The organism is Burkholderia sp. 22313 (assembly GCF_052045245.1).
Taxonomy (GTDB): domain Bacteria; phylum Pseudomonadota; class Gammaproteobacteria; order Burkholderiales; family Burkholderiaceae; genus Burkholderia.
The window spans coordinates 133,509-156,244 of the sequence record NZ_JBQEON010000015.1 but is presented as its reverse complement, the minus strand read 5'-3'; the positions used below and the strand labels follow the sequence as shown (position 1 = coordinate 156,244).

At 68.2% G+C, this 22,736-nt stretch carries 19 protein-coding genes; 10 read left to right on the top strand and 9 right to left on the bottom strand.

Annotated features, from left to right (window positions below; all coding sequences use genetic code 11):
* From ACTJKF_RS15070 to ACTJKF_RS15035, 8 genes are all read left to right on the top strand, one after another.
* Positions 1-1,365, top strand: a 1,365-nt coding sequence (locus tag ACTJKF_RS15070) for an aspartate aminotransferase family protein (RefSeq protein ID WP_440624307.1), incomplete at its 5' end; no start/stop codon positions are given.
* A 62-nt stretch (positions 1,366-1,427) separates the two neighbouring features.
* Positions 1,428-2,543 carry a polyamine ABC transporter substrate-binding protein gene (locus ACTJKF_RS15065; RefSeq protein WP_440624306.1) on the top strand — a complete coding sequence of 372 codons (1,116 nt, stop codon included), beginning with the start codon at positions 1,428-1,430 and terminating at the stop codon, positions 2,541-2,543.
* A gap of 188 nt (positions 2,544-2,731) precedes the next feature.
* Positions 2,732-3,886, top strand: coding sequence for an ABC transporter ATP-binding protein (locus ACTJKF_RS15060; RefSeq protein ID WP_440624305.1), 1,155 nt, complete (start codon positions 2,732-2,734; stop codon positions 3,884-3,886).
* 10 nt (positions 3,887-3,896) lie between these two features.
* Complete coding sequence (locus ACTJKF_RS15055) at positions 3,897-4,883, top strand: ABC transporter permease subunit (RefSeq protein ID WP_440624309.1); 987 nt, start codon at positions 3,897-3,899, stop codon at positions 4,881-4,883.
* Complete coding sequence (locus ACTJKF_RS15050; RefSeq protein ID WP_440624304.1) at positions 4,880-5,719, top strand: ABC transporter permease subunit; 840 nt, start codon at positions 4,880-4,882, stop codon at positions 5,717-5,719. Before ACTJKF_RS15055 ends, ACTJKF_RS15050 begins: the two co-directional genes overlap by 4 nt.
* Positions 5,720-5,817: 98 nt before the next feature.
* Positions 5,818-7,398, top strand: a complete 1,581-nt coding sequence (locus ACTJKF_RS15045; RefSeq protein WP_440624303.1) for a DUF3138 family protein — start codon at positions 5,818-5,820, stop codon at positions 7,396-7,398.
* Between the two features lie 112 nt (positions 7,399-7,510).
* A complete protein-coding gene (locus ACTJKF_RS15040; RefSeq protein WP_440624302.1) occupies positions 7,511-8,815 on the top strand; it encodes an NAD(P)/FAD-dependent oxidoreductase in 1,305 nt (434 codons plus the stop codon).
* 33 nt (positions 8,816-8,848) lie between these two features.
* The gene (locus ACTJKF_RS15035) at positions 8,849-10,150 is read left to right on the top strand and encodes an NAD(P)/FAD-dependent oxidoreductase (protein WP_440624301.1); all 1,302 of its coding nucleotides are present in this window, start codon (positions 8,849-8,851) and stop codon (positions 10,148-10,150) included.
* A gap of 81 nt (positions 10,151-10,231) precedes the next feature.
* Here the strand turns inward: ACTJKF_RS15035 and gor are convergent, their stop codons facing one another.
* The 4 genes from gor to ACTJKF_RS15015 form a co-directional block, all read right to left on the bottom strand.
* Entirely contained in the window at positions 10,232-11,587 is a 1,356-nt protein-coding gene (gor, locus tag ACTJKF_RS15030; RefSeq protein ID WP_440624300.1) for a glutathione-disulfide reductase, read from the bottom strand.
* Between the two features lie 252 nt (positions 11,588-11,839).
* Positions 11,840-12,064, bottom strand: coding sequence for a hypothetical protein (locus ACTJKF_RS15025; RefSeq protein WP_043185162.1), 225 nt, complete (start codon positions 12,062-12,064; stop codon positions 11,840-11,842).
* Between the two features lie 373 nt (positions 12,065-12,437).
* Entirely contained in the window at positions 12,438-13,559 is a 1,122-nt protein-coding gene (locus ACTJKF_RS15020) for a porin (protein WP_440624299.1), read from the bottom strand.
* A 459-nt stretch (positions 13,560-14,018) separates the two neighbouring features.
* Entirely contained in the window at positions 14,019-14,798 is a 780-nt protein-coding gene (locus ACTJKF_RS15015; protein ID WP_440624298.1) for a YoaK family protein, read from the bottom strand.
* Between the two features lie 356 nt (positions 14,799-15,154).
* Here ACTJKF_RS15015 and ACTJKF_RS15010 point away from each other — a divergent pair, with 356 nt between their 5' ends.
* Positions 15,155-15,496, top strand: coding sequence for a hypothetical protein (locus tag ACTJKF_RS15010; RefSeq protein WP_440624297.1), 342 nt, complete (start codon positions 15,155-15,157; stop codon positions 15,494-15,496).
* A 59-nt stretch (positions 15,497-15,555) separates the two neighbouring features.
* Here the strand turns inward: ACTJKF_RS15010 and ACTJKF_RS15005 are convergent, their stop codons facing one another.
* Together ACTJKF_RS15005 and ACTJKF_RS15000 are read right to left on the bottom strand one after the other, a co-directional pair.
* The gene (locus tag ACTJKF_RS15005) at positions 15,556-16,083 is read right to left on the bottom strand and encodes a chromate transporter (RefSeq protein ID WP_440624296.1); all 528 of its coding nucleotides are present in this window, start codon (positions 16,081-16,083) and stop codon (positions 15,556-15,558) included.
* A complete protein-coding gene (locus ACTJKF_RS15000) occupies positions 16,080-16,694 on the bottom strand; it encodes a chromate transporter (protein ID WP_440624295.1) in 615 nt (204 codons plus the stop codon). The genes ACTJKF_RS15005 and ACTJKF_RS15000 overlap by 4 nt, the downstream gene beginning before the upstream one ends.
* A 96-nt stretch (positions 16,695-16,790) precedes the next feature.
* On the opposite strand from ACTJKF_RS15000, the gene ACTJKF_RS14995 reads away from it, so the two are divergent.
* Entirely contained in the window at positions 16,791-17,675 is an 885-nt protein-coding gene (locus ACTJKF_RS14995) for a transcriptional regulator GcvA (RefSeq protein ID WP_440624294.1), read from the top strand.
* A gap of 67 nt (positions 17,676-17,742) precedes the next feature.
* Here the strand turns inward: ACTJKF_RS14995 and ACTJKF_RS14990 are convergent, their stop codons facing one another.
* From ACTJKF_RS14990 to flgK, 3 genes are all read right to left on the bottom strand, one after another.
* Entirely contained in the window at positions 17,743-19,047 is a 1,305-nt protein-coding gene (locus ACTJKF_RS14990) for a solute carrier family 23 protein (protein WP_440624293.1), read from the bottom strand.
* 323 nt (positions 19,048-19,370) lie between these two features.
* Positions 19,371-20,606, bottom strand: a complete 1,236-nt coding sequence (gene flgL / locus ACTJKF_RS14985; protein WP_440624292.1) for a flagellar hook-associated protein FlgL — start codon at positions 20,604-20,606, stop codon at positions 19,371-19,373.
* A gap of 17 nt (positions 20,607-20,623) precedes the next feature.
* Entirely contained in the window at positions 20,624-22,558 is a 1,935-nt protein-coding gene (gene flgK / locus ACTJKF_RS14980; protein ID WP_440624291.1) for a flagellar hook-associated protein FlgK, read from the bottom strand.
* Between the last annotated feature and the right edge of the window lie 178 nt (positions 22,559-22,736).

Here is a 22,736-nt window from a genome sequence, read left to right as displayed (position 1 = left end):
GCGCGCACGACCGCCGAATACCGCGCGCTCGACGCCGCGCATCACATCCACCCGTTCTCGGACATGGGCGCGTTGAACCGCGCGGGCAGCCGCGTGATCGTGAAGGCCGACGGGGTGTATCTGTGGGACTCGGACGGCAACAAAGTCATCGACGGGATGGCCGGCCTCTGGTGCGTGAACGTCGGCTACGGCCGCCAGGAACTCGCCGACGCCGCGTATCGCCAGCTGCAGGAACTGCCGTTCTACAACACGTTCTTCAAGACCACGCACCCGCCGGTGATCGAGCTGTCGGCGCTGCTGGCCGAGGTGACGCCCGCGGGCTTCAACCACTTCTTCTATTGCAACAGCGGCTCGGAAGGCAACGACACCGTGCTGCGCCTCGTGCATCAGTACTGGCGCGTGCAGGGCCAGCCGCAGAAGAAATACGTGATCTCGCGCAAGAACGGCTACCACGGCTCGACCATCGCCGGCGGCACGCTCGGCGGGATGGGCTACATGCACGAGCAGATGCCGTCGAAGGTCGAGCACGTCGTGCACATCGATCAACCGTACTTCTTCGACGAAGCGCAAGCCGGCGAGACGCCCGAAGCATTCGGCCTCGCGCGTGCGCAGCAGCTCGAAGCGACGATCCTCGAACTCGGCGCGGAGAACGTCGCCGCGTTCATCGGCGAGCCGTTCCAGGGCGCGGGCGGCGTGATCTTCCCGCCGTCGACGTACTGGCCGGAAATCCAGCGGATCTGCCGCAAGTACGACATCCTGCTCGTCGCCGACGAAGTGATCGGCGGCTTCGGCCGCACCGGCGAATGGTTCGCGCATCAGCATTTCGGTTTCGAGCCGGACCTGATCACGATGGCCAAGGGGCTCACGTCGGGTTACGTGCCGATGGGCGCGGTCGGCATTCACGAGCGTATCGCGCGCCCGATCATCGACCACGGCGAATTCAATCACGGCCTCACGTACTCGGGCCATCCGGTCGCGGCGGCGGTGGCGGTCGCGAACCTGAAGCTGCTGCGCGACGAAGGGATCGTCGAGCGCGTGAAGCACGACACGGGCCCCTACTTCCAGGCGCTGATGCGCGAAACCTTCGCACGTCACCCGATCGTCGGCGAAGTGCACGGCCACGGGATGGTCGCGAGCCTGCAGCTTGCCGAAGCGCCGGCCGAACGCCGCCGCTTCGCGAACGGCGGCGACGTCGGCACGATCTGCCGCGACTTCTGCTTCAACGGCAACCTGATCATGCGTGCGACCGGCGACCGGATGCTGCTGTCGCCGCCGCTCGTGATCTCGCGTCAGGAAATCGATGAACTCGTATCGAAGGCGAAGAAGGCCGTCGATGCGACCGCCCAGCAACTGGGCATTTCGTAACGACTTTGCCTACAGGCGTGCGGCGGGCGCCGCACGCCACCATCATCCAGGGGAATCCCACCATGCGTGCCTGCTTTCTTCGCCAAGCCTGTTCCGTTGCGGCCCTTGCCGCAGTGGCCGCGTTCACGTCAGTCGCCAGTCCGTCGGCGCATGCCGAGGACCTGAACGTCTACAACTGGTCCGACTACATCGCACCCGACACGATCCCGAACTTCCAGAAGCAGACGGGCATCCACGTCAAGTACGACAACTACGACAGCGACGACACGCTGCAGGCGAAGCTGCTGGCAGGCAGCTCGGGCTACGACATCGTCGTGCCGACTTCGAACTACATGGCCAAGCAGATCCAGGCCGGCGTGTACCAGAAGCTCGACAAGTCGAAGATCCCGAACCTCGCGAACCTCGATCCGCTGCTGATGAAGATGATCGCGGATGCTGATCCGGGCAACCAGTACGGCGTGCCCTGGGCGTACGGCACGGACGGCATCGGCTACAACGCGCAGGCGGTGAAGAAGGCGCTCGGCGACAAGGCGCCGCTCGACAGCTGGGCACTCGTGTTCGACCCGGCCAACATGGAGAAGCTCAAGGGCTGCGGCGTGTCGTTCCTCGATCAGGCCGTCGACGTGTTCGCGGCCACGCTGCAGTACATGGGCAAGAACCCGAACAGCACCAACCCCGGCGACTACCAGGCTGCGTTCGAGGTCCTGAAGAAAGTCCGCCCGTACATCACCCAGTTCAACTCGTCCGGCTACATCAATGACCTCGCGAACAACGACGTGTGCGTCGCGCTCGGCTGGTCGGGCGACGTCGGCATCGCGCATCGCCGCTCGTCCGAAGCGAAGCGTTCGTACGACATCAAGTTCACCAACCCGAAGGAAGGCGGCCTGCTGTGGTTCGACGTGATGGTGGTGCCGAAGGATGCGCCGCACCCCGAGGCCGCGATGAAGTGGATCAACTACGTGTCCGACCCGAAGGTCAACGCGGCGATCACCAACACGGTGTTCTACCCGACCGCGAACAAGGCCGCGCACCCGTTCGTCACGCCGGCCGTCGCGCAGGACCCGACCGTCTATCCGCCCGAAGACGTGCTGAAGAAGATGGTGCTGATGAAGCCGATGCCGGCCGACATCCTGCGCCTCGAGAACCGTCTGTGGGCGCAGCTGAAGACGGGCCACTGACCGAAATCCAGCGCGGCGGCGCAGGCATCGGCTGAGCGCCTGCCCGCCCAGAATCCGCGGACTGTCGGTCCGCCCGCGCGCACCGCGCGCTGTTCCATCCGGCACGAGCCGTTGTCCGCGAGTCGCGTTGCGCGCCTCGCGCGGGGACGCTCACGCCTGCAATCCGTGAAGAACGAATGGTGACTCCCATGCAATCGATACCCTCTTCCGCTGCCGCACGCCACCTCCAACCGGCCGCCGCTGCCCGCCCGACGAACGACGCATTCGTGCGCATCGAAAACGTCGTGAAGAAGTTCGGCGACAGCACGGCCGTCGACAACGTCAACCTGACGATCGCGAAGAACGAGCTGTTCGCGCTGCTCGGCAGCTCGGGCTGCGGCAAGTCGACGCTCTTGCGCATGCTCGCCGGGCTGGAGACGGCCAGCGCCGGCAAGATCTTCGTCGACGGCGAGGACCTCGCGTCGCTGCCGCCGTATCGCCGGCCGGTGAACATGATGTTCCAGTCGTACGCGCTGTTCCCGCACATGTCGGTCGAATCGAACGTCGCGTTCGGGCTGAAGCAGGAAGGCACGCCGAAGAACGAGATCAAGGAACGCGTGGCCGACGCGCTCGCGCTCGTGCAGATGAGCAAGTACGCGAAGCGCAAGCCGCACCAGCTGTCGGGGGGCCAGCAGCAGCGCGTCGCGCTCGCGCGGTCGCTCGTCAAGCGCCCGAAGCTGCTGCTGCTCGACGAGCCGATGTCCGCGCTCGACAAGAAGATTCGCCAGAAGACCCAGCTCGAACTGGTGAACATCATCGAGAAGGTCGACGTGACCTGCGTGATGGTCACGCACGACCAGGAGGAGGCGATGACGATGGCGAGCCGCCTCGCGGTGATGAGCGAAGGCAAGATCGTGCAGATCGGCACGCCGGGCGAAGTGTACGAATACCCGAACAGCCGCTTCTCGGCCGAGTTCATCGGCTCGACCAACCTGTTCGAAGGCCGCGTGGTCGAGGACGAGCCCGATCACATTTTCGTCGAGAGCGACGACCTCGAAGCCCGGATGTACGTGAGCCACGGCGTGACCGGCCCGCTCGGGATGCCGGTCGGGATCTCGGTGCGGCCGGAACGCGTGCACGTGTCGCGCGACAAGCCCGGTTCGCATCACAACTGGGCGCGCGGCGTCGTGACCGACATCGCGTACATGGGCAGCTACTCGCTGTATCACGTGCGTTTGCCGAGCGGCAAGACGGTCGTGTCGAACCTGTCGAGCTCGCACCTGATGCATGACGGCGCGCCGTCGTGGAACGACGACGTGTTCGTGTCGTGGTCGCCGGCGAGCGGCGTCGTGCTGACGGCGTGAGGGCGACATGATGAGAACCTCCGCTTCCACTCCGTCCGCGCCGGTTGCCGCCGGTGCCGCCCCGGCGACGCAGGCGTCGCGACGCCGCAGCCGCTTCACCGCGCTGTCGCGCTTCCTGCCGTCGGGCCGCAGCGTCGCGATCGGCGTGCCGTTCCTGTGGCTCACGGTCTTCTTCGCGCTGCCGTTCGTGCTGGTGTTCAAGATCAGCTTCGCCGACCAGGTGATGGGGATCCCGCCGTACACGTCGCTCGTCGAGTTCAAGGATGGCGTCGTGCACTTCGCGCTGCAGCTGTCGCACTACGCGTTCCTGCTGCAGGACGACCTGTATATCGCGACCTACCTCAGCTCGCTGAAGATGGCCGCCGTATCGACGCTGCTGTGCCTGTTGATCGGCTATCCGATGGCGTACTACATCGCGCGCGCCGAACCCGGCCGGCGCAACGTGCTGATGATGGCCGTGATGCTGCCGTTCTGGACGTCGTTCCTGATCCGCGTGTACGCATGGATCGGGATCCTGAAGGATGACGGCCTGCTAAACCACGCGCTGATCGCGATGGGCGTCATCCACACGCCGCTGCGGCTCTATCACAGCGACGCGGGCGTCTACATCGGGATGGTCTATTCGTACCTGCCGTTCATGGTGATGCCGCTCTACGCGCACCTCGTGAAGATGGACCTCACGCTGCTCGAGGCCGCCTACGACCTGGGCGCCAAGCCGTGGGTCGCGTTCACGCGCATCACGCTGCCGCTGTCGAGGAACGGGATCATCGCCGGCAGCCTGCTGGTGTTCATTCCGGCGGTCGGCGAGTACGTGATTCCGGAACTGCTCGGCGGCGCCGACACGCTGATGATCGGCCGCGTGATGTGGGACGAGTTCTTCAACAACATGGACTGGCCGATGGCGTCCGCGGTGACGGTCGCGATGGTGCTGCTGTTGCTGGTGCCGATGGCGCTGTTCCAGTACTACCAGGTCAAGGAACTGGAGGAAGCAAAATGATCAAGCCGAGCAAACCGCTGTCGACGGGCGTCCTCGCCTTCGGCTTCCTGTTCCTGTACATCCCGATCATCAGCCTGGTCGTGTACTCGTTCAACGAGTCGAAGCTGGTGACGGTGTGGTCGGGCTTCTCGCTGAAGTGGTACGCGGCGCTTCTGGACGACGACGAGCTGCTCACCGCCGCGTGGCTGTCGCTGAAGATCGGCCTGCTGACGGCCACCGCGTCGGTCGTGATCGGCACGTGGGCGGGCTTCGTGCTCGCGCGCTTCGGCCGCTTCAAGGGCTACACGCTGTACACGGGGATGATCAACGCACCGCTGGTGATTCCCGAGGTGATCCAGGGGATCTCGCTGCTGCTGCTGTTCGTCGCGCTCGAACAGATGTTCGGCTGGCCGAAGGGTCGCGGAATGGTGACGATCTGGATCGGTCACGTGATGCTCTGCGTGTCGTACGTGGCAATCATCGTGCAATCGCGCGTGAAGGAGATGAACAAGTCCCTGGAAGAGGCGGCGCTCGATCTCGGCGCGACGCCGCTGAAGGTGTTCTTCGTGGTGACGCTGCCGCTGATCTCGCAGGCGCTGCTGTCGGGGTGGCTGCTGTCGTTCACGCTGTCGATCGACGATCTGGTGCTGTCGGCGTTCCTGTCCGGACCAGGCTCGACGACGCTGCCGCTGGTGGTGTTCTCGCGCGTGCGTCTCGGCCTGAACCCGGAAATGAATGCGCTCGCGACGCTGTTCATCTCGGCCGTGACGATCGGCGTGATCGTCGTGAACCAGATGATGATCGCGCGCGAGCGGCGTCGCGTGGCCGACCTGAAGGCGGCGTTCGCGCCGGCCTGACTCCCCGCCTCCCCCTCGACAACAAGATCGGCGCGCCGCGCGATGCGGCGCGCCAACCGAAACGCACGTTGACAGGCACACGACTAGGAGAATCCGCAATGAAGAAGAAACTGATCTGCCTGCTGGTGGCCGGCGCGTTGCCGGGCATCGCGCTGGCGAGCTCGACCTCCGCCGAGATCAAGGCGCTGCAGGCGCAGGTCGCCGCGCTGCAGAAACAGATGAAGGCGATGCAGGCGCAACTCGCGGCGAAGCCGGGCGGCGCCCCGGTCGCACCGGCGGGCACGGCGGCCGGGGGCGCGGCCAGACCGGCGATCGTGGCAGCCGATCCGGCCTCGCCGGACTATGGCCGCGCACAGGCTGCGCTGACCAACGACGAAGTCAGCGAAATGAAGCAGCAGATCGCGAACCAGCAGCTGAAGGTCGATTCGCTGACGGACGCGGCCAACACCGGTCCGCTCGCGGGCCTGTCGGTGACGGGCTACATCGACCCGACCTACATCTACAACCGCGCGGCCGGCACGTCGTCGTTCCTGTTCGCGAACCACGAGAACGTGTACAACTACTTCAACAGCACGTTCGGCGACCTCTACCTCGACATCAAGAAGACCTTCGGCGTCGGCCCGATGGCGCCGTCGGCGGAGATCACGCTGATGCCGAACCGCGGCAACGGCATCACGCTGCTGCAGAACTCGCGCGGCTCGATCACCGACAACCTGCTGAACACCGCGATCGTCAACGTGCCGATCACCGCGGAGACGACGCTCGTCGCCGGCCTGATTCCGAGCTTCGGCGGCTACGAGGTGCAGCAGTCGAACCAGATGCTCACGCTCACGCACAACCTGCTGTACGACTTCTCGGATCCGGGCAGCTACGTCGGCGTCGGCGCGAACTACACGAAGGGCAACTGGGCGTGGAAGTTCTTCCTCGGCAACGAACAGTACCGCACGTACGGTTCGGTCACGACGACGGGCACCAATGCGCTCGGCGATCCGATCACCACCAGCAACAAGGTGCCGACCTTCACCGCGCGCGCGGACTATACGTGGTCGAGCGCGCTCGATCTCGGCGGCTCGTTCAACATCGGCCGCCAGACGCTGTCGAGCGCGACCGACGCGAACGGGTTCGTCCACTACGGCCCGGGCGGCGCGGCACCGAGCGCCTACGGTTCGTTCTTCTTCGGCGAACTCGACGCGACCTACACGCTCGCCGACATTCAGTACAACGCAGAAGTCGACTACGGCCGCCAGCAGCATGCGGCGTTCAACGGCGGCCTCGCGCAGTGGTACGGCCTGTCGCTGCTCGCGCACCGCAAGTTCAACGCGCCGGTGGTCGGCCGCATGGGCGTGACGCTACGCTATGACCTGCTCGCGAACTCGAAGAACGGCGGTGGTGGCGGCGGCATCGCGCTGAACGGCAACGGGATGGATCCGAACAACGGGTTCGGCGTCGATGCGGACTGTCTCGCGATGTCGAAGGCCGGCGGCGGCCTGGGCTTCGAGTGCAAGGGCGCGGTGCGTCAGGACGTCGCGCTCGACCTGCTGTTCTATCCGACCCAGCAGATCACCGTGAAGGTCGAATATCGGCACGACTGGGCGAACAACAAGGTGTTCCTGCGCAACGACGGATCGTACGGCAAGTCCAACGACCTGCTCGCGACGCAGTTCATCTATTCGTTCTGATGCTGGCCGTGCGGGACGCCGTGCCGCGCGCACGGCGCCCCGAACCGTTTCATCCGGCCGGACGGCGGTGCGTCGCGCACCGGCGCCGGCCGCTTTCGAGGGAGCCGGTTCGATGACGCAGTCTTTCACCCGCCGCGCCGATGCGCTCGCGCGCGACTCGTACTACGAAGCGACCGCCACGCGCCCGGTGGTCGACGCTCCCGTGCTGGAGGACGCGATCGACGTCGACGTGTGCGTGATCGGCGCCGGCTTCGCGGGCCTGTCGACGGCGCTCGATTGCCGTGCGCGCGGGCTGTCGGTCGCCGTGATCGACGCGCAGCGGCCCGGCTGGGGCGCATCGGGTCGCAACGGCGGCCAGGCGATTACCGGCTTCGCGAAGGACGAGGTGATCGAGCAGCAGCTCGGCGCCGGCGGTGCGCGTGCCGCATGGTCGCTGTCGCTCGACGGCGTCGCGCTGATCGCCGAGCGGATCGCCCGTTACGGGATCGATTGCGACTTCACGCGCGGCTACCTGACGGTCGCGACGAAGCCGCGCCGCATCGACGACCTGCACGCATGGATGGATGCCGCGCGCTCGCGCTGGGGCCATCCGTCGCTGTCGTGGCTCGACACCGGCGCGATCCGCGCGCGCATCGCGTCGCCCCGCTATCTGGCGGGCGTCTACGATCCGCTGTCGGGCCACCTGCATCCGCTCAAATATTGCCTCGGCCTCGCCGCTGCCGCGCGCCGCGAAGGCGTCGCGCTATACGCCCATACCCCCGCGCTCGACGTGGTGCGCGGGGAACGACCGATCGTGCGCACGCCGTCGGGCGAAGTGCGCTGCCGCTTCGTCGTGTCGTGCTGCAACGCGGGCCCCGGCGGCGTGCTGCCCGCCGCGACCGCCGCGCGCATCGCGCCGATCGCGTCTTACATCATCGCGACCGAGCCGCTCGGCCGCGCGCGCGCCGACGCACTGATCGCGCAGCGCGAAGCCGTGTGCGACAACAATGTCTTCCTCGACTACTTCCGGTTGTCGGCCGACCACCGGATGCTGTTCGGCGGCCGCGCGAACTCCGCGGGCGCCGCGCCCGACGCGCTCGCCGAAACGATCTGGCGGCGGATGGTCGGCGTGTTCCCGCAACTCGCCGACGTGCGCGTCGACTACGCGTGGGGCGGCTTCGTCGACGTCACGCGCAACCGCGCGCCGGACTTCGGCGCGCTCGATCCGAACTTCTACTACGTGCAGGGCTTCAGCGGCCACGGCGTCGCACTCACCGGCATCGCCGGGCGCACGATCGCCGCGGCGATCGCGGGCGACTCGCGCGCGTTCGACCTGTTCGCGCGGTTGCGCCACCGGCGCTTTCCCGGCGGCGACGCGTGGCGGCAGCCCGCGCTCGAACTCGGGATGCTGTACCACCGCGTGCGCGAGCTGTTCTGAAGCCCTTTTCTCCGCTCTCCTGATTTCCCGACCATGCAGACCTTCGCCAACCAGCCGCACGTCGCGTCGTACTACGCGGCGACTGCCAACGATACGACCCGCCATGCGCCGCTCGCCGGCGCGACCGACGCCGACGTGTGCGTGATCGGCGCAGGGCTCACCGGCTTGTCCGCCGCGCTCAATCTCGCCGAGCGCGGCCATTCGGTGACCGTGCTCGAAGCGTCGCGGGTCGGATGGGCGGCGAGCGGGCGCAACGGCGGGCAACTGATCGGCGGCTTCGCGTGCGACATCGATACGTTCGGCCGCTTCATGCCGGCCAGCGACGTGCAGCGGATCTGGGACATGGGGCTCGAAACGCTCGCGCTCGTGAAGTCGCGCATCGCGCAACACGACATCGACTGCGCGTTCGTGCCCGGCTACCTGACCGCCGCGAACACCGCGCGCGACGCGGATGCGCTCAAGCGCTGGCGCGACGACGCCGCGACGCGCTTCGGCTACGACCGCTTCCATTTCGTCGAAGCCGGCGAACTCGGCGACTACGTGCAGTCGGCGCGCTATCAAGGCGGCCTGTACGACCCCGACAGCGGTCACCTGCATCCGCTGAACTACACACTCGGCCTCGCGCGCGCGGCGCGCGACGCCGGCGTGCGCATCCACGAGGACAGTTGCGTGACGCGCGTGCGCGACGTCGCGGGCGGCCACGTCGTCGAGACCGATCAGGGCCACGTGCGTGCGCGCTTCGTCGTGCTCGCGTGCAACACGTACGTCGGCACGCTCGCACCGGCGCTGTCGAGGAAGATCATGCCGGTCGGCACCTACGTGATCGCGACCGAGCCGCTCGGCGCGGCGCGCGCCGCCGCGCTGATGCCCGCGCGCGCGGCAGTCTGCGACAGCCGCTTCGTGCTCGACTATTTCCGGCCGGCGCCCGACACGCGGCTCGTGTGGGGCGGCAAGGTCAGCTATTCGACGCGGGCGCCGCGCGATCTGGCCGGCGCGATGCGCGAGGACATGCTGAAGACGTTCCCGCAGCTCGCGGACGTCAAGGTCGATTACGCGTGGGGCGGCTTCGTCGACATCACGATGAACCGCGCGCCGCACTTCGGGCGGGTCGCGCCGACGCTGTATTTCGCGCAGGGCTTCTCGGGGCATGGCGTGAACACGACGGCGCTCGCGGGCAAGCTGATCGCCGAGGCGATCGACGGACAGGCGAGCCGCTTCGACCTGTTCGGCCGGATCCGGCATCGCGACTTCCCCGGCGGCGCGGCGCTGCGCACGCCGGCGCTGGTGCTCGCGATGAGCTGGTACCGGCTGCTCGATGCGTTCGGCGTGCACTGAGCGCGATGCGCGGCGGCGCGGTGCGATCGTGCCCGCGCCGGCCCGCGAGCCGGCGCGCCGGTGACGGCTGGCCGGTGACGGCTAGTCGGCCACCTTCTGCCGCATCGTCACGAACTCCTCGGCTGCGGTCGGATGAATGCCGATCGTGTCGTCGAACTGCGCCTTCGTCGCGCCCGCGCGAATCGCGATCGCGATGCCCTGGACGATCTCGCCCGCGTCGCGGCCGACCATGTGCGCGCCGACCACGCGCTGGCTGTCGCGCGCGACCACCAGCTTCATCAGCGTGCGCTCGTCGCGGCCCGACAGCGTGTGCCGCAGCGCCTTGAACGACGTGCGGTAGATGTCGACGTCGCCGAGCACGCGACGCGCGTCGGCCTCGGTCAGGCCGACCGTCGCGACCTCGGGCTGGCTGAACACGGCGGACGGCACGTAATCGTGATCGGTCGCGACGCGTGACCAGCCGAACAGCGTCCGCGCGAGCAGCGCGCCGTCGCGCGTCGCGACCGGCGTGAGCTGCGGCCGCGACGTCACGTCGCCGATCGCATGGATCGATGCAACGGATGTCGCCGAATACGCATCGACCGCGATCGCGCCGCGCGCGTCGAGCAGCACGCCCGCTTGTTCGAGCCCGAGTCCCTCGACGTTCGGCACGCGGCCGGTCGCATAGAGCACCGCGTCGTACGGGCCGTGCTGCGCATCGCCGGCGCGCACGGACAGCGTGCCGTCGTCGGCGCGCGCAATCGATTCGACCACCGCGCGTGCATGGATCGCGACACCCTGCTTGGTCATCTCGTCGCTCAGGAATTGCCGCACGTCGTCGTCGAAGCCGCGCAGGATCCTGTCGCCGCGATAGAACAGGTCGACATGGCTGCCGAGGCCGTTGAAGATACCCGCGAACTCGACCGCGATATAACCGCCGCCGACCACCGCGATGCGTGCGGGCAGCTTTGCGAGCGACAGTGCCTCGCGCGACGTGATCGCATGCTCGATGCCGGGGCGCGGCGGCAGCGACGGGCGCGAGCCGGTGGCGATCGCGATGTGGCGTGCGCGGATCGTGCGCTCGCCGATCGCGACCGTATGCGCGTCGACGAGCGTCGCGCGGCCGGCGTGCATCTCGACGCCGGATTGCTTCAGCAGGTTGATGTAGATGTCGCTGAGCCGGTTGATCTCGCGGTCCTTCGCGGCGATCAGCGCGGGCCAGTCGAGCGTGCCGGCGCCGAAGGTCCAGCCGAAGCCCTTCGCGTCCTCGAGCTCGTGCGGATAGTGCGACGCGTAGACGAGCAGCTTCTTCGGGATGCAGCCGCGCAGCACGCAGGTGCCGCCGATCTGCTCCTCTTCCGCTATGCCGACGCGCGCGCCGTATGACGCCGACATCCGGGCGAGCCTCACGCCGCCGGAGCCGGCCCCGATGACGAACAGGTCGTAGTCGAAATCCATCGCAAGCCCTCATCGTGGTTCAGCAGTTCGGATGACGGCACGATAGCAAGATTCCGGAATTCGTGCGGGACGTGGCGCCGCGCGGCGCGCGCCCCAAAAAAAACGGCGAGAGACGTTGCCTCTCGCCGGTCAAACCAGCTGCCGGGTGTGCCATGCGTCACCGATCGACCACATGCCCGACCTGCCGGCTGCGCGGCACCGGTCCGCCCGGGGCGCACGAACGGCGCGCCCGGGCGGGACCAGCCGCCATGCTCAGGCCTGCGACGTGTCGCTGCCGTCCGTCGCCTGCGTGTCGTCTGCCTGCTGCGGCTGCTCTTCCTTCTTCTCGAGCATGCCTTCGATCGCTTCGGCGCCCTTGAAGCCGGCGACGGCTGCCGCGGCCTTGGTCAGCAGGCCCGCATCCGGATCCAGCTTTTCCGCGCCTTCGACGGCTGCCACTGCGCCAGCGATTTCACCCACGGTATTCAGGATACCCATCGTCATCCCCTTTGAAGAAAATCGTGAGCGCATCGTCCCACGAAAAAAAACCGGCAGACCGTGTTTGTCATCACCGGATACACAAGTTACGCACCAGGCCGGCCGCACGCGAAAACGCGCGCCGGAACGTCACCCGCGCGTGCGCCGGGGCACACGGCGGACCATGCACGCAGCGTAGTGGAAACGCGTCGCGCGCACTGTCAAAGTATGTTCTGGAATGCCGACGGAACCCTTACGGCCGGGCCCTTCCCGATGGAGCAATCGCTGAATGGTCGTCCGCGCGCATGAAGGCCGCGTGACGAAAAAAAGAGGCTCCCGCGGGAGCCTCTTCGATGCGCGCCGAGCGGCGCCGGCGCATGCGTTCCGACGTTCGTCAGAAGATATTGCGCAGGCCGATCGCGATGCCGGTCTGGTTGCTGCGGCCCGGCAGCTCGACGTTCGCCGCGCCGTTCGTCTTGTTGAAGTCGACGGTGCCGTAGACTTCCGTGCGCTTGCTCAGCGCGTATTCGGCGATGCCGACGATCGCGTAGCGGTTGCCGCTCGCGAGCGTGCCGTTCGCGGTCATCGCGTTGCGCATGTGGTCGTAGTAGAACGCGCCCGTCAGCGTCAGCGGCGTGCTGACCTGCCAGCTCACGCCCGCGAACGGACCGTCGTCGATCCGGCCCGTGCCCTTCGCGACCGGAATCGACTGCTGCGCGAGCAGGCTGTCGACGAAACCGGTGTCGTCCTTCGAGCGCAGGTAGCCCGCATAGACCTTGGCCTTGCTGAACGCGTATACGACGTTCGCGTGGTAGATCGTCTGCTTGCGTGCGGAGTTGTCGCTGTTCTGCTGCGCGCCGGCCGCGATGCTGAGCGGGCCCGCCACGTAGGACACCGACACGCCCCAGGCATTGCCCTTGCCGAGCGAACCCGGGATCTGGCCCGAGAAGCCGCCTGCACCGGTCGATTCGTAGTTGGTGCCCGTCGAATACATCGCCTTCGCGGTCAGGCCCGCGAACTTGCCCGTGTACTTGATCTGGTTGTCCGCATACAGGCCGCCACCCAGCGCGACCGGCAGCCACGCGTTTTCGAGGTAGTTGCCGACCGTCAGCGGATCGTAGGTGTCCGACAGCAGGTCGAACAGCGGGGTCTTCTGGCGGCCGAGGGTCACCGTACCGTACGGGCTCTGCAGGCCGACGTACGCTGCGCGGTTGAACAGGCGGCCGCTGTCGGCGAATGCGCCGTTCTGCAGGTTCACGCCGCTTTCGAGGTTGAACACCGCCTTCAGGCCACTGCCGAGATCTTCCGTGCCGTAGATGCCGAAGCGGCTGTTGGTGATCGCGCCGTTGGTCATCGACAGCAGGCCGTCGTTCTTGGCATTGGCGTTGGTCAGGTAACGGATGCTGGCGTCGGCGACGCCCCAGAGCGTGACCGAGCTTTGTGCGGCTGCGTACTGGCTGGCGAAGGCCAGGGCCGCGCCCCCTGCGATGACTGCGAGTCGGGTGGTCTGCTTCATGAGCTTTCCTTTTTTAGGTGTCTCCATTCATGGCCGGCCGCGTGCGCAACCGGGTGGCGATCGCGGACGCTCATGGCGCCCGCGATGTGGGCTGAATCATAAGACGAGTGCGCACGCTGAAAGAAATGGAAATGCGTGGTAGCGCGCGATTGTCGCCCGGCAACAACGTTTCCCGCGCCGGGCTTGCCTCTCGCGGGGCCGACGCGCGGCGCGACGAGGGCTGAACGGGCGCCGGTGCTGTAAGGATCCGGCGCGAAGCAGGCGAGGAAGGTTGTCGCGCGGCCGGTGGAAGCGGAACGGGCCGGAGAAGGTCGGCGGTGATGTCGATCGGCGGTATTGGATGCGGTCAGGACACCCGACTTGCGTTTGCGTGTCGTGCGGGGCGGTGCTTCGGGAATTCGGCGATTCCGTCTGGCGGGAGAGCCGGCAGGCCGCGCGGCGGCGGCCGTGCTCACGCCATCACGCCGGCCGTGGCGTCCCGCCGTCGGGGTTGCTGCCGTCGCTGCCGTTGCTGCCCGTGCTGCCCGTGCTGCCCGTGCCACCACCGCCACCGCCACCGCCACCGCCGGCGCGCCGCTGCCGCGCCCGCCGCACGATCTCCGCGAACGCGCCGACGAGCAGCAGCACCGCGCCCCACAGCGCGACTTCGGGCACGAGCCGCGTCACGAAGCCGCCCGCCACCGCGCCGGCCAGGAAGCAGAAGCTGATCGTCGCGAGCAGCGCCGAATCGTGCAGCGCACCCGCGTCGTAGCGCGGAATCAGCCCGACGAACAGCTTCTGCGCGGCGCGCCGCAGGTTGCCGGTCGTCATCACCGACGTGTACGACAGTTCCTCGAGATGGGTGAACGACAGCGTCTGCAGCGTCGCGACGAACGAGATGCCGGGAATCAGCCAGGCGCTCGACGCGCCGACCACCCCGCTCGCGGCGACGCCGAGAAACACGATCTCGACGATCAGGCTCGCGAACGCGGTGTGCCGCATCCAGCCGCGCCGCGCGGCGAGACCGAGCAGGTGCGCGACGAACACCGCGACCACGAAGCCGCCGAGCGGCGGCACGTGATGCAGCGCGGCCGCCCATTCGCCGGCCGACAGGTTGATGCCGAGCAGCGCGACGTTGCCGGTCATCGTGTTCGCGAACACGTGGCCGTGGCCGACGTAGGTGTACGCGTCGAGGTAGCCGCCGGACAGCGTCAGCAGCGCGGCGACAGTGAGATTGCGGCTGGCGCCGTCGAGATCCATCGATCCTCCCGTGTGGCGCGCCGCCCGGCCGCACAAGGCGGGCGACGGGCGGCACGAAATTCATCGGTTCCGGCGAGCGCCGGACGCCGCGGCTTCCCCGCGGCCGCGGCGCAGGCGCGCGTGCCGCGCCAATATAATGTTCGGCGTCGAGCGCGCGCGTGCCGGCACGCACCGCCGTCGCGGATTGCCGGGACGAAAGACCGGCCGAGTATACCGGCCACCGCGCCGGCCACTGCGCCGGCCACCGCGCCGGCGACGGCCCCGACCGCTACGCCGGCGGCTTCACCCGCCACCCGCAGCGACCACCCGCGGCTTCGCCTCGCCCCGCCGCGCCCTCTCAACCGCCAGCGAATGCCATGACACCCGCGAAGTTCTTCCTGCGCTACACCGTGATCCCGTTCGTCGCGATCGCGCTGGTGGCCGTCTGGGCGTTCAACCGCGAATCGGGCGAAATCGATGCGCGCCAGTATGCGGCGCTGGTGGCGGCCTATCCGTCGTTCACGCCGAAGCTGAAGCACGAGGTGGCCGATGCGTTGCGCGGCCACGACCGGCTCGGCAAGGCGGACTACGACGCGATCATGCGCGATGCGCTCGAAGCCGGTTACGTGATGGACTGGCCGGCGGCGACGGACGACGTCGGCGGCGAACGCGGCCGGCTGCTCGGCCTCGTGAACAGCGACCCGCCGGCGTCGCCGTAGCGTTCGCTATCGTCCCGGCGCGGGCGGGCATCGAGCGGCCGCCGCGCGCGGGCGCCCGCTCACTGACCGATGCCGGTCAGCCCGACCAGCGCACCGGCCGCGAGCAGCCACAGTGGATGGATGCGCGTGCGCCACGCGAGCACCGCGCACGCGGCGGTGATGCCCCACTGGATCGCGGTGCGGTTCGACGCTTCCGAGATCAGCACCGCGCTGGCCGCGACGAGCCCGGCCGTGACCGGCATCAGCCCCTGCTGCACGTAGCGGCGCCACGGCCGGTCGCGAAAGCGCTCCCACGCATGCAGCGCGAGCACCGTGACGACCGACGACGGCCCGAATTTCGCGATCGACGCGACGAGCAGCCCGGCCCAGCCGGCCACGTGCCAGCCGACCAGCGGCACGATCATCATGTTCGGCCCCGGCGCCGCCTGCGCGAGCGCGAACAGCGCGGTGAACTCGTGCGCGCTCATCCAGTGATGCACGTCGACGACCTGCCGCTGCATCTCCGGCAGGATCGTGTTGCCGCCGCCGAAGGCGAGCAGCGACAGCTGGCTGAAGATGGTCGCGATGGCGATCAGCGTGTCGTTCATGACCGGCCTCCATCGCGTGCGGCCGGGTGCCGCGGTGCCGGCACGTCACGGCGCCGCGACGCGAGCCAGATGCTCACCGGCGTCAGCACCAGCATCGTGCTCAGCAGCGGCATGCGCAGCACCGCGATCGCGACGAACGCGAGCGCGGCAATCAAGGCCGCCGTCCGCGGCGCCCGCAGCAGCGGCTTCGCGACCTTCACGGCCATCGCGACGAGCAGGCCCGCGGCCGCGGCCGCGAGCCCGCCGAACAGGTGCTGCACGCGCGGATCGCCCTGCGTCTTCGCATACAGCACGCCGAGCGCGACGACCACGAGCGTCGGGCCCGCGATCAGCCCGAGAATGCCGGCAAACGCGCCCGCGACGCCGCGAAAGCGCATGCCGACGGCCACCGACAGGTTGATCACGTTGCCGCCCGGCAGGAACTGGCAGAGGCCCAGCAGATCGGTGAATTCGTCGGCGGACAGCCATTTGCGCTCGTCGACGATCGTGCGCCGCGCGAACGGCAGCGCGCCGCCGAACGACATCAGGCCAAGCGACAGGAAGCCGGCGAACAGCTCGGCGAGGCCGATCCTGCGCAGGGGCGCGGCAGGCGGCGGAGAAACGGATTGCATGGGGCTCCTCATCAAACGGTACCCCGAGGTTACCGCCGTTCAAACGGCCGGCAAAACGATTTTATTGGCGCGCCCTTGTGATCTAGAATCACAAGCATGGCACGCGACCTCCCGCCCTTCTCCGCGCTTCGGGCCTTTGAAGCAGCGGCACGACATGAAAGCTTCAGCGCCGCCGGCGACGAGCTGCATGTGACTCACGGTGCCATCAGCCGGCAGATCGCCGGATTCGAGGCGTGGCTCGGCAAGCCGGTGTTCCACCGCTACGGCAAGCGCGTGAAGCTCACCGACGAAGGCCGCCGCTATCTCGACACGGTGCGCGCCGCGTTCGACAGCATCGCGCTCGCCACCGAGCAGCTGCGCAACACGGGCGCCGCGCGCGTGCTGCGCATCAACGCGCTGCCGACCTTCGCGATGAAATGGCTGCTGCCGCGCCTGTCGCGGTTCCAGCGCGACGTGCCGAACGTCGAACTGAAGCTGTCCACGTCGAACGCGCCGCTCGACTCGCTCGACGGCTTCGACGTCGCGATCCGCCGCGGGCCCGGCCACTGGCCGAATTGCACGAGCGGCCACTTCCTCGACGAAAGCGTGATTCCGGTCTGCAGCCCCGCGCTGCTCAAGCGCGCGCCGATCGCCCGTGCGGACGATCTCGCGCGGCACGTGCTGCTGCATTCGGATACGCGGCCGGAAGGCTGGCGCGACTGGTTCGCGGCGGCCGGCGTGACGATGAAGGGGCGCAAGCGGCAGTCGTTCGACCACTTCTACCTGGCGCTGCAAGCGGCCGTCGACGGGCTGGGTGTCGCGCTCGGCCCGCTGCCGCTGATCGACGACGAACTCGCGAGCGCCCGCCTGGTGATGCCGCTCGACGGGCCGCGCATCGCGACGCGCAGCTACTGGTGGATCGCGCCAGGCGCGCCGGCCGACGATCCGCTCGTCGCGCAGTTCTGCGCGTGGCTGCAGGCGCAGTCGAATACCGGCGGGTAACGCTCGAACACCGACGCGCGCGCACGACGACGGGCGGCGTTGCACCGCCCGCACGAGCCGGATCGGGTCAGACCACCGGGCCCGGTTCCTTTTCCTTGCGCAGGATCGCGTACAGGATGATCGCGCCGAACGTCGCGGTGCCGATCCCGCCGAGCCCGAAGCCACCGAACTTCAGCGAGAAGTCGCCCGCGCCGAGCACCAGCGTGACGGCCGCGACGATCAGGTTGCGGTTGTCGGAGAAATCGACCTTGTTGACGACCCAGATCCGCGCGCCCGTCACCGCGATCAGGCCGAACACGACGATCGACACGCCGCCGAGCACCGGGCCGGGAATCGTCTGGATCACCGCGCCGAACTTCGGCGAGAAACCCAGCCCGATCGCGATCAGCGCGGCGATCGCGAATACCAGCGTCGAATAGATCCGCGTGACGGCCATCACGCCGATGTTCTCCGCGTAGGTGGTCACGCCGGTGCCGCCGACGCTGCCCGACACGATCGTCGCGAGCCCGTCGCCGATGAACGCGCGGCCGACGTAGCGGTCGAGGTTGGTGCCCGTCATCGCGCTGACGGCCTTGATGTGGCCGAGGTTCTCCGCGACCAGGATCACCGCGACCGGCGCGAGCATCAGCATCGCGTGCGGATCGAAGACCGGCGCACGGAAGCTCGGCACGCCGAACCACGCGGCATGCGCGACGATCGCGAAATCGACCGGCTTGCCGAGGCCCATCCCGTTGGTCGCGATCGCGTAGATCACGTACGCGATCACGAGCCCGACCAGGATCAGCAGGCGCTGCATCATCCCGCGCGAGAATACCGCGACGCCGCCGACGCACAGCACGGTGACGAGCGCCATCACCGAATCGAAGGTCGACGCCGACACGCCCTTGACCGCGATCGGCGCGAGGTTCAGCCCGATCACCGCGACGACCGCGCCGGTGACGACGGGCGGCATCAGCGTCTCGATCCAGCGCGTGCCGATCGCCTGCACCAGCGCGCCGAGCGCGGCGTACACGACGCCGCACGCGATGATCCCGCCGAGCGCGACCGGGATGTTCGGGTTCGGACCGCTGCCGCCGTAGCCGGTCACCGCGATCACCAGGCCGATGAAGGCGAAGCTCGAGCCGAGGTAGCTCGGCACGCGGCCGCCGACCAGCACGAAGAACAGCAGCGTGCCGATGCCCGACATGAAGATGCACAGGTTCGGGTCGAAGCCCATCAGCAGCGGCGCGAGCACGGTCGAGCCGAACATCGCGACGACGTGCTGCACGCCCATCGCGACCATCTGCGGCCACGCCAGGCGTTCGTCGGGGCCGACCACGCGCGCGGCGCCGGTCGATTGCACCCGCCAGCGCGGGAAGTAGGAATCGGACATGGGGGAAAAGGGCTCCTGTCGAACGCCGGCTGCGGACAGTGCGCCGGTCTGGAATCTGGCGCGAGTTTACGGAGCGGAAATGGGGCTGGCAAGCAGGACGGCGAGCGGCGCGGCAAGCGCGAACCGCCGGGGCGACGGCCGTACCCGCGGGACGGGCTCCGGGACATCCGGCGGCAGGGTCGCGCCGGCGAAGGTCGCCAGTGGCCGACAATCGCCGACCATCGCCAACAATCGCCGACCATCACCGCCCGTGGCCGACGGCGGCCGGCCGGCGCGCCGCACAATGTAAGCAGGCGCTCACATCGCACAGCGCGCCGCGGACATCACGGATTGATGTACTGGAACAGCGACATGTTCTGCAACTGCGCGTAGGCTTTCTGCGCGCCGGACAGCGCATTCTGCATCTGCAGGAACTGGCTGATCGTCGACACCATGTCGGTGCTGGTGAGGTCCGCCAGGTTGCTGGTGATCTGCAGCGTGTTGGTCTGGTTCACGGTCTGCATCGCCTTGATTTCCTGCTCGCGCCCGCCGACCGACGCCTGCACGGTGAGAATGTTCGTCATCGTGTTGTTCAGCTTGGTCGTGCCGGTGGTCATCGCGTTCGTGAGCGCGGCCGCGGCTGCCGTATTGGTGCTGATCGGCACCTTCAGCGCGGCGATCATCGTGTCGAGCGTCTGGAACACGTCGGTGCCGGCCTTCGGCGCGGGCGTGACCGTGAACGTGTCGCCGCTGGCGGGCGTCCCCGACACCGGCACCGACAGGCCGTTGCCGAGCGCGATTCCCGCGCCGGCGGAATACGGCTGCGCGGCGGTCGTGGTCGGCGGGGCGACGGTATTGTCGGTCACCGTATAGGTCGGCGCGGCCGGCGTGCCGCCGAACGTGATCGTGAACTGGTGCGTGTTGGTCGCGGCCGACGGGCTCGTGATCGACACCGAGCCGATCGTCGCCGTGCCGGTGTTGCCGCTGCCGGCGAGCGGCACCGGCTGGCTGCCGAGCATCGGCACCGACTGGAACACGCTCGCGCCGTTGTCGCCCTGCGCAATCGCGCGCGAATCGGCGATCTGCACGTCGCGCGAGCCCGAGTCGCCGCTGTAGGTGACACCGCCGCCCGGCGCGTTCGCGAACGGCGCCGTGGCCGACTGGAACCCCGAGAACAGGTAGTTACCGGCGCCGTCCGTCGAGTTCGCGAGCGTCAGCAACTGGTTGCGATAGCCCTGCAGCTGCGTCGACAGCGCCGAGCGATCGCTGTCGGACAGCGAGCCGTCGCCGGCCTGGATCACGACCGTATGGATGCTGTTCAGCAGGTTGTTGACGCTCGTGAGCGTCTGGTCTTCCTTCTGCAGCGACGACAGCGCGGTGTTCTGGTTCGACGCGTACTGCGACAGCGTCGCCGACGTCATCGACAGCTGCACGGCCTGCGCCGCGCCGAGCGGGTTGTCGGCCGGGGTCGACAGGCTCACGCCGCTCGAAATCTGCTGATACAGCTGCGAAAGCTGCGCCTGCTGGTCGCTCATCTGTGCGACGTTGAGCTGGTAGAACTGGGTGGTGGAAATCCGCATCGCTCCGATCCCCGAAATCAGTTGAACAGGCCAAGCACGGTCTGGAACAGCGTCGACGCCGTCTGGATCACCTTCGCATTCGCCTGGTACAGCTGCTGATACTGCATCAGGTTGGCCGCTTCCTCGTTCTGGTTCACGCCCGACGCCGACTGCTGCGCGGACGTGATCTGGCCGACGAGCGACGTCTGCGCGGCGCTCGACGACTTGAGCTGGCTCGTCGTGTTGCCGATGCTGTTCACGTAGTTCGCGTACGCGCCGGTCAGCGTGGTCGAGCCGTTGCCGAACGACTTCGAATTGACGAGCTGCGCCAGCGCGAGCGCGTTGCTGCCGTCGTTCGTGCCGCCCGTGTTCGGCGCGACCGTGAACGTGTCGCCCACCGCCGGCGCGCCCGACACCGCCACCGTGACGCCGGCCGTCAGCGTGATCGGCGCACCCGCCTGGAACGGCTGCGCGGCCGACGTGGTCGGCGGCACGGCCGTGTTGTCGGTGACCGTGTAGGTCGGCGCGGCCGACGTGCCGCCCATCGTGATCGTGTAGTTGTGCGTGTTGGCCGCGGCCGTTGCGCTGGTGACCGACAGCGAACCGATCGTGCCGGTGCCGGTGTTCGTCGTGCTGACCGAGCTCACGTACGGCGACGCCGCCGCGATCGCCGAGCCGGCCGAGGTCGCGAGACCGAAGCCGTTCAGCGCGCCGCGCGTCGGCAGCACGGTGAACTGGTCGCCGGCCTGCATCGTGCCGGACGGCACCGAGAAATCCAGGCCGCCGAGCGACACCGGCATCGGGCCGGCCTTCTGGTCGACCACCACACCGCTCGCGCGATCGGTCAGCGTGTAGTTCGTGCCGTCGTACGACAGCGTGTAGTCGCTCGTCGTCGGCTGCGACGCGTTCGCGAACGACACGGACAGCGTTGCGTTGCCGGTGTTGCCCTGGTTCGCATAGACGGTCGGCGTGCCGGTGCTGAACAGGTTGCCGCCCGGGTTGCCCGACAGGTCGAGGCCCAGCGCGTTCTGCGCGTTGACCTGCGCGGCAAAGCTGGTCGCGATCGCGCCCAGCTGCGCCTCGGCCGGATCGAGCGTCTGTCTGCGGAACGCCAGCAGGCCGCCGAGCGTGCCGCCCGACAGCGACGCATCCGGCAGCGCCTCGTTCGGGGCCTGCGGCGTTGCGCCGGCGATGCCCTGCGACACGACGGTCAGCTCGCTCGGATCGGACGACGACGTGACGGTCGCGAGCTGGTAGCGCTTGTCGGCAACCACGAGCGGCTGGCCGCCCGCGAGGAACACGCTGTAACCGCTGTCGTTGCGCACCACCTGCACGCCGGCGAGGTTCGACAGGTTCGACACCGCGAGGTCGCGCTGGTCCATCAGCTGGTTCGGCGGCTGCCCCTGGCTGCTCGCCGCGGCGATCTGCTGGTTCAGCTGCGCGATCTGCGCGGTGTACGAGTTGATCTGCGACACGGTGCTGGTGAGCTGCGTGTTGACGCTCTGGCGCAGCGCGTCGTACTGCTGGCCGGCCGCGGTGAGCTGGTTCGCGAGCGTCTGCGCGTTGCTCATCGCCGTCTGCCGCACCGACGCGTCGGACGCATTGTTCGCGACGTTCTGCAGCCCGGTGAAATAGCTGGTGATCGCGGTCGAGATGCCGGCCGTCGGGCTGCCGACGTAGTTGTTCAGCTGCGTGACGAGCGAATACCACGTCGACAGCGCGCCGCCCTGCGACTGTGCGCTGTTCAGCTGGTCGCTCAGATACTGGCTGTACTGCCGCTGCACGGTGACGGTGTTCACGCCCTGCGGCATGTAGCCGCTCGACGTGTACTGGCCGCTCGCCTCGGCATAGACGGGGCGCTCGACCGAATAGCCGGGCGTCGCGGCGTTGCTGATGTTCTGGCCGGTCGTCGTGAGGCCCCAGAGCGCGGCATTGAGGCCGCTGACACCGAGGTTCATGAGTGTGTTGGACATGCGCGATCCTGATGAGCCGGCCGCGCTGCGGCCGCCGGGTTGCGTGACTCCCGGTATAACGGCCGCGGATCGGAAAAATTGAGGAAAAAATGCGCGTGCGGCGCCGACTGGCGCGTCGCGCGTCGGCGGCCCCGGCGAGCGGTGCCGGCGCCGGGGCGAACCGGCACGAGCCGGTTCG